Source organism: Tetragenococcus halophilus (genome assembly GCF_001712815.1).
GTDB classification, from domain to species: Bacteria; Bacillota; Bacilli; order Lactobacillales; family Enterococcaceae; genus Tetragenococcus; species Tetragenococcus halophilus.
The window spans coordinates 1,453,497-1,466,412 of record NZ_CP012047.1 but is presented as its reverse complement, the minus strand read 5'-3'; the positions used below and the strand labels follow the sequence as shown (position 1 = coordinate 1,466,412).

The following is a 12,916-nucleotide window of genomic DNA, read 5'->3' as shown; positions in this document are numbered from 1 at the left end:
AAGAAAGGATATAGACAAATGGCAGAAACAATTATAACCACAGAAAATCTCCATTTATACTATGGACAAAATGAGGCATTAAAGGGCATCAATCTTGTTTTGAATAAAGGTGAAATTACTGCCTTAATCGGTCCATCTGGTTGTGGAAAATCTACCTTTTTACGTTGTTTAAATCGTATGAATGATTTAATTCCCAATGTGACAACAACTGGCAGTGTGCTTTATAAAGGACAAGATATTTTTGGTCCTAAAACAGATACGGTGGAGTTGAGAAAAGAAATTGGTATGGTTTTTCAACAACCCAACCCTTTTCCTTTTTCTGTCTATGAAAATATCACCTATGGTTTAAAATTAAAAGGGATAAAGGAAAAAGACGAATTAGATCAGATTGTTGAAGAAAGTTTAAAAGCCGCTTCTGTCTGGGATGATGTGAAAGATAAATTACATGAAAATGCCCTTGCCCTATCTGGGGGGCAACAACAGCGTGTTTGTATTGCTCGTGTTTTGGCAGTAGATCCTGATATTATTTTATTAGATGAACCAACAAGTGCTTTAGATCCAGTATCTTCCGGTAAAATTGAAAATACATTATTGGAGTTAAAAGAAAAGTACACGATGGTCATTGTTACGCATAATATGTCGCAGGCCTCTAGGATTTCAGATAAAACTGCCTTTTTCTTAAATGGTGATTTGATTGAATTTAATAAAACAAGAAATATCTTTTTAGATCCACAAGAAAAACAAACAGATGATTATATTTCTGGTAGATTTGGTTAAAATTTCATATAATAGAAAATGAAAGGGTGAAAACATTATGTTACGTTCCCAGTTTGAAGAAGATTTATTGAATTTGCATAATCAATTTTATGAGATGGGGATGCTGGTTAGCGATGCTGTCTCTAAATCCGTTACTTCTTATATCACACATGATAAAAACTTGGCAAAAGAAGTTATCGATAATGATGAGCATGTGAATGAACATGAAGTAAAATTGGAGAAAAAAAGCTTTGAAATGATCGCGCTACAACAACCTGTTACGACTGATTTGCGTACCATTATTACGGTGATGAAAGCCAGCTCTGATTTAGAACGAATGGGGGATCACGCGGTTTCTATTGCTAAATCCACGATTCGCGTTAAAGGAACAACACGTATTTCCGAAATTGAAAAAATCATTTCTGATATGTCGGATTATATCAAAAAAATGGTAGACAATGTTTTGATTGCTTATGTTAAAACGGACCAAAAAGATGCTAAAATGATCGCCAAAATGGATAAGCAAATCAACCAATATTATCATGAAATTTATGCTAGTACTATTAGAACCATGCAAGAGCAACCGGAGACAGTTGTCAGCGGAACTGATTATCTAAATGTTGCGCAATATTTGGAACGTATAGGTGATTATGTGACAAATATCTGTGAATGGATTGTTTATTTAGCGACTGGAAAAATTACGGAGTTAAATTCAAATCGTCAAATTGATGAACCATAAAAAGGCGTCGATTCTGTTAAAGGATCGGCGTCCTTTTATAAAATAAAAAATTTGGTACTTAAGACCTATGATAATTCAGATAAAAAAAGGCATAATGATATTGTAAGGAAAAACTTTTGAAGGAGGCAATTTTCCATGACTGAAAGAGAACGAATTATGGACTTAGTGAAAAAAGGTGTACTTTCCACAGAAGAAGCCTTGGATCTGTTAGAAGAAATGGCTAAGGAAAAAGACGAAGCACAAATTCAAAAAGACGATGATAGATTAAATGCACAAAAGCAAGCAGAACAACAGACAGATGCTGATGCCTCATTTGAACAAGCAACTAAAGACAAAAGCACGGCGGATAAAAAACGCCTAGAAGAAATGTTAGATGAACTAGCAACTAGAGCCAATAAAGCGTCTGCCGAATTAGATGAAGTAAACGCCGAAATCAAAGGTGTAAAAGAAGAAATGACAGAAAAAAGAGAAGAATCGATGCAAATCGATACAAAAGAAGAGCTAGATGAGTTAGACGAACAAGAGCAAACTAGACGAGAAGAATTAAAAGAAGAAATTGAGGATCTGCAAGCTTCTTTAGATGAACTAAATGAAGAGCGTAGTCATTTAGAAGAAAAATTAAAAACGATCCGAAAAGATCAATGGCAGCAAAAGAAAGAAAAATGGAATGAAAAAATGGATATACCGGATGATTGGAAAGAACAAGCCGGTGAAACATGGAATCAATTCGGCGGGAAAATGGCTGAAGCTGGTAACCAGCTAGGAGATTTTCTAAAGAAAACATTTGATAATGTATCCGAAACAGTCAACGAAAATGTTGAATGGAAAGATATCAATCTTCATGTACCAGGTGTTTCTACGACGAAGTTTGAAAAAACTTTTGAATTTCCGCAATCTGAGGCAAGTATTTTAGATATTAAGGTTGCTAATGGAAGTATGACATTTAATATGTGGGATGAAGATGATATTAGAATTGATGCTAAGATCAAATTATATGGAAAAATGGATGCTGCTACTCCGGAAGAAGCATTTGAACAACGTAGTCAGATTGTAGAAGATGGAGAACGTCTATCATTTCAAGTACCGAATAAACGCATTCGTTGTGATCTAGTCTTTAATTTACCAAAACGAACTTATGACCATGTTTCAATCAAGTCGTTAAATGGTGCGATCAATATTAATGAATTAGATGTAAAAGATATTTATCTAAAAACAACGAATGGTCAAATCGATATTGCTTCTATCAACGCATCTATGTTGGAAATTGAAGGTGTGCATGGCGCGATTAATGTAGCCGACGGCGAAATTATCGATTCGGTCATTGAAACCGTCAATGGAAATGTAACAATGAATGCTAGTCCGCAAAATATTGGTGTTTCTATTGTAAATGGTGATATTCGTTTAACCTTGAATGAAGATAAAGTAAATCGTTTGGATGCAAATTCAATTAACGGAAATATCAAAGTAGCTTTTCCAGCACAATTAGGTTTAGAAGCGAAAGCTAAAACCAATCTAGGATCCATCAATAGTCGTTTATCCGATTACGAAATCATACGACAAAAAGATGAACGAACAAATCAATTGCTCCATTTCCGTCGTAGAAAAGATCCTACAGCACAAGTTGATTTAACTACGACGACTGGAAATATTTATTTGAAAGATTCCGGGAAATAAGTGTAAAATAGCGTTAAGGATATTTATTTGAAGGTGGTGACTGGTGTGAAAAAGAAGTTAACAAAGTCAAGAAATAATGTAGTACTGACAGGTACACTAGCAGGAATTGCGGAATATTTTACTATCGATCCAACGATTGTCCGTATTATTTATGTTTTTATTACGTTAACAGGAATTGGTGCCCCCGTGTTCTTATACATTGTGATGGCCCTGATTATTCCGGGAGATCATTCAAAACGCGGCGGCTATTATCATAAAAATTCTGGGAGTCAACAAAGACAGCGTAAAGAAGCAGAGAAAGTGGATGAAGATGACTGGAGTGATTTTTAGTGAGCTATTTTGAGCGACTTATCGTAAATATGCTGACTTTTATCAGCTTATCGGTATTGCTGCCGCAAATGGTTCATGTTCAGAGTTTTTTGACAGCACTTCTAGCAAGTTTTGTTTTGTCAATTTTAAATCTGTTGATCAAACCCATTTTGACACTCTTATCTCTTCCGCTAACGATTTTAACGATGGGGCTTTTCAGTTTTTTGATTAATGCTGTGATGCTGCAAATGACATCAAGTTTAGTTGGACCCGATAATTTCGGTTTTTCATCATTTGGTGCTTCTTTATTAGTTGCAGTGATTATGTCGGTGGTCAATTTAATTGTGACCGATCATAATATGCGTAAATATGTAAAATAAAAATAGCCGTTTATTTGGATATTTTCAAATAAGCGGTTATTTTTGAATGATGGTGGAAGTAAAAACTAGAGAAAGATTGCTAAAGAAGCTTTCTAGACGTTATAAGAAGTTAATGCAAACTTTACATAGATTGTCCAAAACTTTACATAAAATTTATCTGTAATTTACATTGGCTTGTTAAGCTTAAGTTGTCAAAGGAAAGAATGACAACTTAAGCTTAATTTTTTATAGAAGAAAGGGGAATAAATTTTCATGAAAAAATTAACCAGTATGTTCTTAGTAGCTGGGATTTTATTAGCAGGTTGTGCTGGAGGAAATGCGGAAAATGGCGCTGGTGCTAATCAAACGGGTGATTCTTCACAGGGACAAAATAAAATTGTTGCTGTTGGTTCCACTGCTTTACAACCATTAGTAGATGCAGGGCAAGAAGAATTTGTACAGGAAAATCCTGGCTACAATATTTCTGTTCAAGGCGGTGGAAGTGGTACTGGACTAAGTCAAGTAGAAAGTGGCGCAGTCACAATTGGTAATTCCGATGTATTTGCTGAAGAAAAAGAAGGTGTTGATGCGGATAAATTAGTAGACCATAAAGTGGCTGTGGTTGGTATGGCGCCTGTTGTCAATAAAGATGCAGGAGTGAAAGAACTATCCAAAGAAGAACTGATTGATATTTTTACAGGAGAAATTACAAATTGGAAAGAAGTAGGGGGAAATGATCAGGAGATTTCAGTAGTCAATCGCGCTTCAGGAAGTGGCACGCGAGATACATTTGAGAAATGGGCATTAGATGGTGCTGAAACGGTTCAAGCACAAGAACAGGATTCTTCAGGAACTGTAAAAAAGATTGTTGGTGAAACACCAGGGTCAATTAGTTACTTGGCTTTATCGTATCTTGATGATTCCTTACAGGAATTAGCTATTGACGGTGTAAAACCTACAGAGGATGCTATAAAAACGAACAATTGGGAAATTTGGTCTTATGAGCATATGTATACGCAAGGAAAACCAGATCCAGAGGTAGAAAAGTTTCTTGACTACATGGTTTCAGATGGTATTCAAAATGGTCCTGTCAAACAATTAGGTTATCTACCAATTACAGAGATGCAAGTAGAGCGTGACGCGCAAGGAGAAGTAACAGAAATAAAATAGAAGTAAAAAAACAAGCAGCCAAATATACTGCTTGTTTTTTGCAAGTTATAAAAAGGGCAGGCGAACGGTAAATGTGGACCCTAGGTCTGGATAACTATCTATTTTTACCTGACCGCCCAAAATTTTACTATAGTCTTTTACAATAGCTAATCCTAAACCATTGCCGCCAGAATTACGAGCACGTGCTTTATCTATGCGGTAAAACCGTTCAAAGATACGCTCTTGTTCTTGTTGACTAATACCAATGCCAGTATCTTCCACCAAAAGAATGAGTTCGTTAGCTTCTTTATAAAAACGAATGTTAATTTTACCTTTAGATGAAGTATAATGAACTGCATTTTCAATTAAATTTTTACAGATAGCTGTAAATAACTCAATTTTGCTATTGAACGTGAGATCTTTAGGTCCATCGATTGTCACTTGTATATTTTTTTCTTGAATGATTATACGATAATCATCAACAATCTTTTCAAGGAGATTTGTTAGATTTATTGGGGTGATGACATCGTTTGTATCAGTGCTTTTTGATGATTCTATGATTTCTTGGACTAAATCTTGCAGGCGATAAGCATCTTTTTGCATAATTTCTAAAAATGATTTAAGCACTTCAGGATCATCCTTTGCACCGTCAAGCAAGGTTTCAGTAAAACCAATCAGAGAAGTGACTGGTGTTTTAAGCTCATGAGAAACATTGCCAATAAAGTCATTCTGAAGTTTTTCTAACTCAGAAATACGAGTCATATCGTAGGAGATACCAAAAATGTAACCAGTATCTTGGAATAACCGGATCGTTACATCCAATAAATACTTTGTATCCGTCGTCCGTATTTTCTTGTTTATCAGCTTTGCATCATGGGTCTGATAAATTATTTGGATAAATTGCGGATCTGTAATCACAGCAGTAAAGGGCTGATTGATTTTTTGGGCATTAATATTTAGTTGTTGCGCTAGTGTTTCATTAATAAATATAACATTTCCTGTTTCATCAATAATAAATACACCTACAATCAAGTCATTCAATAAGGTATAAAATTGTCTTTCAGAAGTAGTAAAAGCATAATAAGTATCGCTCATTTGCTTACTCAAAGTATTAATACTCTGGTAAAGCTCTTGCCAGCCAGGAGAATTTTGTAAAATCTTTTTTTGCTGTTCAGGTTCTTTAATCATCTGTTTAATCACAGGCAATATGGTTTCTACAGGACGATTTTGTCTACGTAAAATACTTAGAATAATCAGGGTTAGTATGAGCCAAAAAACAAAGTTAACCCAGAAAATAGCTTGTTTCATTTGGTTTGCTGCAGGCAAAAAATTTTTAGTAGGCTCTGCCATACGGATAATTTGCGTGATTTCTCCGTTTTCTTTTACGGGAATAGCTATATATAAGACTTCTTGTTCTAATGTTGAACTCCTGCGTACCGATTGTCCTGAAACATTTCCTTCTAATACAGCTTTTACTTCAGGCCGTCTAGAACGACTGCCAGAAAGTTCAGTATCAAAGGTGTCAAAAATAATTTCTCCCGTTTTTGTTAGTTGAGTAATTCTTTCATCTGAATCTTTTACATAATCTAAAGCCGTTTCAGTAAAATTTTCATTTTCATTCTTGGTTAAACGAATAAAAGAAGAAGTTTTCTGTTGTAAAAAATCTTCGTGTTGGCTTAAAACTTGTTGATCATAAAAATTACTGATAAGTTGCCAGCTAGCAAAAAATAGAAATAATAAAGCAATTAGCCATGTAATATATTTACCTTTATTTTTTGTCATAGCATTTTACTCCTGAAATTTATAGCCAAAACCTCGAACAGTCTGAATATACTTAGGATGCTTAGGATCTTCTTCGATTTTTTCTCTTAAATGACCAATATGAACATCAACAATTCGATTTTGTCCATCAAAATCAAAATGCCAAATACGATCAAGTAGAATATCACGAGAAATGACACGTCCCTTTCTTTTCATAAAGTATACAAGCAGTTCAAATTCTTTGGGCGTTAATTCGATGGTTTCCTCACTTACCGTTACTCGATAATCATCCATGTTACAAACAATATTTCCGGCTCGTAAAATCTCGGAAGGTCCTTCGTCATTACTTGTTGTTTGTCGTACTTCTAGTCGACGAGAGATTGCTTTGATGCGTGCTATAACTTCTCTAGGGCTAAAAGGCTTGGTTAAATAATCATCTGCGCCAATTTCTAGACCTAAAATTCGATCAATTGATTCATCTTTTGCCGTTAAAATTAAAATAGGGGTATCAATTTTTTCTTGTCTTAATTTTTGCGTCAAATCGATACCGTCGATAAAAGGAAGCATGATATCTAAAATAATAAAATCGAACGTTTGATTCGTTGCTAATTCATAAGCTTTCTTGCCATCTTCAGCACTGGTGACTTGATATCCTGCTTTTTCTAGGTTAAAAGTCAATAGAGTAACAATAGAAGGTTCATCATCCACAACTAAAATTTTTTTCATAATATACTCCTACTTTTGCATATATAGTAATGATAAGCCGCAGTATGGCTTACCTTATTTTAGCATGAAGAAGGACAAAGCACTATTGAAAAATGTTTTAAATGTGCATGCAAAAATTATTTCTCAACTTCAATTCCCATTACCGTCAAATGACCGTTACCGATTAGTTTAATCACTAAGCTAGCTAGTTCTTCTGAAGTCATCGCGTTATCATTTTGTATCCACCAACGAAGCGTACTAATATAAATGGAAGACATAAATTCAATAATAAAACTGATAGGGATCTCGACATCATTTTCAGTAATACGTAAGCAAGCAAAAATATCAATATATTTTTCATAAGTAATACTTGCAAGTTTCTTACGGAAAGTTTCTAATGAATTACCGCTTAAAAGGATTGCAAAAAAATCTCGATTATCATAAATGACATCGTGCAGCTGTGTTAAGATTTGCTTAATTTTTTTAAGTTGTATTTTATTATCTTGCAGCACTTGAGCAGGATCTAGAAGAGGTGTTAACGCATTCAAAGATTGGTCAAAAATTGACTCATATAGATCTTCTTTATCTTTGAAGTGAGCGTAAAAAGTTGCTCTGTTAATCATCGCTTCTTCTGCGATATTTTGAATCGTTACATTATTGTAGCCTTTTTCACTAACCAGTTTCATAAAAGCCTCTAAAATCATTTTTCGAGTGCGAATCACGCGAAGATCGGTCTTACTTTTCATAAAAAATCCCTCACTTATTCAACGAATCCCTCGGCTTTGTTGTTTATATCACAAATGCTAAAAGATTGTTTGTTGCAAACAAAAAGAAAGCATTTTAAACTATACTCAAAGATTATATCAGACTTCTTGTTAGTTATTCAACAAAGTGTTTGATAAGAGGGAAGGTAATCAAGTGGTTTTACGAGCAGGGATTGATGTAGGGTCTACGACGATAAAGCTTGTTATAATAGATCAAAAACAAAATGCAATCTTTTCTAAGTATGAACGTCATTACTCAGATGTAAAAAAAGCAACCGAAAAGATTTTAAGACAGGCCAAAGAAGTTATTGGCGAAAAAGCGCTAACAATGTCAATTACCGGTTCTGGAGGAATGTCTCTAGCAGAAGTGATGAAGATTCCTTTTATCCAAGAAGTTATCGCTTGTACAAAAACTGTTGAAGAAGTGATTCCTAAAACAGATGTTGCGATTGAATTAGGGGGCGAAGATGCCAAAATCACTTTTTTTGAGGGATCTTTAGAACAACGTATGAACGGCAGTTGTGCAGGTGGAACAGGTGCTTTTATCGATCAGATGGCTTCTTTGTTAGAAACAGATGCTAATGGCGTTAATGAGCTGGCTAAAGGATATCAACAGATTTATCCGATTGCTTCTCGCTGTGGTGTTTTTGCCAAAACAGATATTCAACCCTTACTCAATGACGGTGCCGATAAAGAAGATATTGCTGCAAGTATTTTTCAGGCGGTGGTCAATCAAACAATCGCAGGTTTAGCTTCGGGGCGTAAAATCAGAGGAAAAATCGCTTTTTTAGGCGGTCCTCTTTATTTTATGTCGGAACTACGTCAACGTTTTATTGAAACCTTAGAAATCGCAGAAGAAGATGTTATTTTTCCGCAAAACCCGCAACTTTATGTAGCAATGGGCGCTGCATTTTATTCAGAAACAAACAAAATGACGTCGATTGATCAATTGCTGGATTGTTTAATAAACGGAAATGGACAACAATTGATTCCCACAGAAACTTTACATCCTTTATTTGCCACAGAAAAAGAGTTAAGTGAATTTCAGCAGCGTCATCAAAAGGCAACAGTGAAGGAGTCCAGTTTAACAGAATTTAGCGGGAATGCTTTTTTAGGCATTGATGCAGGTTCGACCACCACTAAAATTGTTTTAATCGATGGTAAAGGAAGTATTTTATACTCCTTTTATGGCAATAACGAAGGCGAACCACTACAAAAGACCATCGATGTGTTAACCAAGCTTTATCAAAATATGCCAGCAGATGTTTTTATCGCTAAAGCATGTGTGACAGGCTATGGGGAAAAGCTTATTAAAAATGCTTTAAAAATTGATATTGGTGAAGTGGAAACAATGGCTCACTACAAAGCTGCTGATTTCTTTTACCCAGGTGTTGATTTTATTTTGGATATCGGTGGGCAAGATATGAAGGCGATGACGATAAAAGACGGCGCGCTTTCTTCTATTCAGCTAAATGAAGCTTGTTCTTCAGGCTGTGGGTCTTTTATTGAAACATTTGCTAAGTCCTTAAAATATGGCGTTGAAGATTTTGCGAAAAAAGCCCTAAGCGCAAAGGCGCCGGTTGATTTAGGCTCAAGATGTACAGTATTTATGAATTCAAAAGTAAAACAAGTACAAAAAGAAGGCGCTACCGTTGCTGATATTTCCGCTGGTTTATCCTATTCCGTGATAAAAAACGCTATATACAAGGTTATCAAAGCACGTCGGCCAGAAGCGTTAGGTGAAAAAATTGTTTGCCAGGGGGGCACGTTTTATAATCAAGCGATTTTACGCGCATTTGAACTAGTGACAGGCCGCCAGGTAGTTTGCCCCTCAGTTGCGGGTTTAATGGGAGCCTATGGTGCCGCTTTAATCGCGGCGGATGATTATCAAAAAGGCACAAAAAGTAGCCTGCTTTCTTTAGATGAATTGCAAAATTTTCATGCTGAAAAAGAATTTACTCCTTGTGGTTTGTGTGAAAATAACTGTATGCTGACTGTTACCTTATTTTCTGATGGCAGGCAATTTATTACTGGCAACCGTTGTGAACGTGGTGCAAGAATAAAAATAAAAAAAGAAGATCGCAAAGTAAACTTGGTCAATGATAAATATAAACGTCTGTTCAAATATCGTCCGCTAAGAAAAAAAGAAGCTTTCCGAGGAGAAATAGGCATTCCTCGTGTTTTGAATATGTATGAAAATTATCCATTATGGCATACATTTTTTACTGATTTGAGGTTTAGAGTAAAACTATCTCCTCCTTCCAATAAAGAGTTGTTTGAAAAAGGGATCGAGACAATTCCAAGTGATACGGTTTGTTATCCCGCAAAAATGGCTCATGGTCATATTCAAAAATTGATCGATAAAGGAATTCCACGAATTTTTTATCCAGGAGTCATTTTTGAACGAGCGGAAGATCAAAAAGCGGATAATCATTTTAACTGTCCGATTGTTCAGAGTTACCCTGATGTTATCAAAAATAATGTCGATGACATTCGAGCAGGCAAAGTGGTTTACCATCATCCTTATTTAAATTTAGCCAACGAAAGAGCTATGGTTGAAACGTTAACTGCTACATTTCACGATCTGAAGATCCCAAGAGAAGAAATTGCGCAAGCGTTGCGACATGGTTATGAAGAATTAGATCATTTCAAACAAGATATTCAGCAAAAAGGTGAAGAAACACTGGAGATGTTGATGCGAAAAAATGAGCGTGGGGTAGTTTTAGCCGGACGACCTTATCATTTAGATCCGGAAGTTAATCATGGGATTTCAGAGGTAGTTACACAAGAAGGTTTTCACGTACTGACAGAAGATAGCATTTCCCATTTAAGTGATGTGGGAAATCTTCGAGTGGTTAATCAGTGGGTGTATCACTCACGTTTATACGCAGCTGCTCGCTTAGTCGCAAAAATACAAAATTTAGAATTAGTACAACTAAATTCCTTTGGATGTGGATTGGATGCAGTGACCACTGATCAAGTAGAAGAAATTCTAAGGCAATATGGAAGAATTCATACGGTATTAAAAATTGACGAAGGTTCTAATTTAGGAGCGATCCGCATTCGTTTACGTTCATTAAAAGCTGCTGTTAATGAGCGCGAAAAAAATCATTTTGTGGCAGAAAAAAGATTTGAAGAACCCGAAAAAATTGTTTTTACAAAAGAGATGAAAAAACGTCATACTTTGCTATTACCGATGTTAAGTCCCATTCATCAAGAAGGTTTGGTAGATATCGCGCTGCAGGCTTCTGGTTATCATGTCATTTGTCTGCCAGCACAAGACAGAAAAGCCATTGACGTAGGCTTACAATATGTAAACAACGATGCTTGTTATCCAGCGATTATTTCCATTGGTCAATTGATCGAGGCGTTAAAAAGCGGTAAATATGACTTAAATCATACCAGTGTAATGATGTCACAAACAGGTGGAGGGTGTCGAGCTACAAATTATATTCCGCTTTTAAGAAAAGCTTTAAAAGATGCCGGTTTTTCTTATGTACCTGTTGTTTCTGTTTCCATGGGGAATCAAGGTGTAGAAAGTAATCCTGGTTTTAAATTAAGTTTACCTTTAATGAAACGAGCAGCGGTTGCTTTTATGTATGGGGATTTATTTGAACGAGTCGTTTATCGTACAAGACCTTATGAACTAGAAAAGGGTGCTGTTGACCGTCTGCATCAAACTTGGCTGAAAAAAGTCGAAAAAAATGTAGGAAACGGTTCATTTGCACAGTTCAATCACAATATGAAAGCTATTATTGCAGACTTCGATAAGATTCCTATCACAGATGAAATTAAACCAAAGGTAGGTGTTGTGGGTGAAATTTTAGTGAAGTACTCGCAAACGGCTAATAATGATATCGTTCATCTATTGGAAAAAGAAGGGGCAGAAGTGGTTGTTCCAGATATCGTTGGATTTATGAACTATTCCTTATATAATCAAACTTGGAAATATGAAAACTTAGGCGGGGCTAAGAAAAGTAAATATCTGGCGGAATTTGCGATCAAAGTAATTGAAAAAATCCAAAAGCCTATGGATAAAGCCTTACGCCATTCCAATCGTTTTACAGGATTAACGCCTATAGCAGAACTTGCTGAAAGTGCCAGCAAAATTTTATCAATTGGTAATCAAACCGGAGAAGGTTGGTTTTTGACAGGCGAAATGATTGAATTACTAAAAACAGATGTGAACAATATTATCTGTATGCAGCCATTTGGCTGTTTACCTAACCATGTGGTCGGTAAAAGTGTTTTTAAAGAGTTACGTCAGCAATATCCAAAAGCCAATATTACGGCCATCGATTATGATCCAGGCGTTTCAATGGTTAATCAATTAAACCGTATTCGTTTAATGCTGGCTACAGCCAATAAAAATTTAACTTCCAAAGTATCTATTTGATAACAAAAACCTTCAAATTGTGGAGAAAAATCTCTACAGTTTGAAGTTTTTTTATACCCAGCAATGTTGACTTTGTATCTTTTTTCAAGTAAGTTCATTTCTACTTCTTGAATTGTAATATCTTGATTCGTCGTTACATCTTGGCATATTTGTTTCATTATCAAATATCGATGCTCGATATTTCGTTATTCATACTAAGTGAAAATGAAAATCATAGACATTCTTTCTTGTTTTTACTAATATGTGTAAGCTTCTTAACGGCTTATATTACTAATATATGTGAACGCTTTAATAATATATGTTA

General features: G+C 35.4%; 10 protein-coding genes. 7 read left to right on the top strand and 3 right to left on the bottom strand.

Annotated features, from left to right (window positions below; translation table 11 throughout):
- Nucleotides 1–18 precede the first annotated feature (18 nt).
- From pstB to AC806_RS06815, 6 genes are all read left to right on the top strand, one after another.
- Nucleotides 19–777, top strand: coding sequence for a phosphate ABC transporter ATP-binding protein PstB (gene pstB / locus AC806_RS06840; protein ID WP_069029036.1), 759 nt, complete (start codon nt 19–21; stop codon nt 775–777).
- A 37-nt stretch (nt 778–814) separates the two neighbouring features.
- Nucleotides 815–1,495, top strand: a complete 681-nt coding sequence (gene phoU / locus AC806_RS06835) for a phosphate signaling complex protein PhoU (protein WP_069029035.1) — start codon at nt 815–817, stop codon at nt 1,493–1,495.
- Between the two features lie 135 nt (nt 1,496–1,630).
- Nucleotides 1,631–3,169, top strand: coding sequence for a daptomycin-sensing surface protein LiaX (gene liaX, locus AC806_RS06830; protein ID WP_069029034.1), 1,539 nt, complete (start codon nt 1,631–1,633; stop codon nt 3,167–3,169).
- A 45-nt stretch (nt 3,170–3,214) separates the two neighbouring features.
- Nucleotides 3,215–3,499, top strand: coding sequence for a PspC domain-containing protein (locus AC806_RS06825; RefSeq protein WP_014125102.1), 285 nt, complete (start codon nt 3,215–3,217; stop codon nt 3,497–3,499).
- On the top strand, nt 3,499–3,858 hold the full coding sequence (locus AC806_RS06820) for a phage holin family protein (RefSeq protein WP_069029033.1): 360 nt from the start codon (nt 3,499–3,501) through the stop codon (nt 3,856–3,858). The genes AC806_RS06825 and AC806_RS06820 overlap by 1 nt, the downstream gene beginning before the upstream one ends.
- Before the next feature lie 252 nt (nt 3,859–4,110).
- Nucleotides 4,111–5,007, top strand: a complete 897-nt coding sequence (locus AC806_RS06815) for a phosphate ABC transporter substrate-binding protein PstS family protein (RefSeq protein WP_069029032.1) — start codon at nt 4,111–4,113, stop codon at nt 5,005–5,007.
- Between the two features lie 45 nt (nt 5,008–5,052).
- On the opposite strand, the gene AC806_RS06810 is transcribed toward AC806_RS06815, so the two are convergent.
- From AC806_RS06810 to AC806_RS06800, 3 genes are all read right to left on the bottom strand, one after another.
- On the bottom strand, nt 5,053–6,768 hold the full coding sequence (locus AC806_RS06810; RefSeq protein WP_069029031.1) for a sensor histidine kinase: 1,716 nt from the start codon (nt 6,766–6,768) through the stop codon (nt 5,053–5,055).
- A 6-nt stretch (nt 6,769–6,774) separates the two neighbouring features.
- Nucleotides 6,775–7,473, bottom strand: coding sequence for a response regulator transcription factor (locus tag AC806_RS06805; protein WP_069029030.1), 699 nt, complete (start codon nt 7,471–7,473; stop codon nt 6,775–6,777).
- A 116-nt stretch (nt 7,474–7,589) separates the two neighbouring features.
- Nucleotides 7,590–8,198 carry a TetR/AcrR family transcriptional regulator gene (locus AC806_RS06800; RefSeq protein ID WP_061839930.1) on the bottom strand — a complete coding sequence of 203 codons (609 nt, stop codon included), beginning with the start codon at nt 8,196–8,198 and terminating at the stop codon, nt 7,590–7,592.
- Between the two features lie 172 nt (nt 8,199–8,370).
- Between AC806_RS06800 and AC806_RS06795 the strand changes: the two genes are divergently transcribed.
- Nucleotides 8,371–12,612 (top strand): 2-hydroxyacyl-CoA dehydratase, encoded by a 4,242-nt coding sequence (locus AC806_RS06795; protein WP_069029029.1) that lies wholly within the window; start codon nt 8,371–8,373, stop codon nt 12,610–12,612.
- Nucleotides 12,613–12,916 lie beyond the last annotated feature (304 nt).

Bases quoted from the DNA above. Each gene is read 5' to 3' on its own strand.
- pstB (WP_069029036.1), top strand. From the start codon at position 19: ATGGCAGAAACAATTATAACCACAGAAAATCTCCATTTATACTATGGA.
- phoU (WP_069029035.1), top strand. From the start codon at position 815: ATGTTACGTTCCCAGTTTGAAGAAGATTTATTGAATTTGCATAATCAA.
- liaX (WP_069029034.1), top strand. From the start codon at position 1,631: ATGACTGAAAGAGAACGAATTATGGACTTAGTGAAAAAAGGTGTACTT.
- AC806_RS06815 (WP_069029032.1), top strand. From the start codon at position 4,111: ATGAAAAAATTAACCAGTATGTTCTTAGTAGCTGGGATTTTATTAGCA.
- AC806_RS06810 (WP_069029031.1), bottom strand. From the start codon at position 6,768: ATGACAAAAAATAAAGGTAAATATATTACATGGCTAATTGCTTTATTA.
- AC806_RS06805 (WP_069029030.1), bottom strand. From the start codon at position 7,473: ATGAAAAAAATTTTAGTTGTGGATGATGAACCTTCTATTGTTACTCTA.
- AC806_RS06800 (WP_061839930.1), bottom strand. From the start codon at position 8,198: ATGAAAAGTAAGACCGATCTTCGCGTGATTCGCACTCGAAAAATGATT.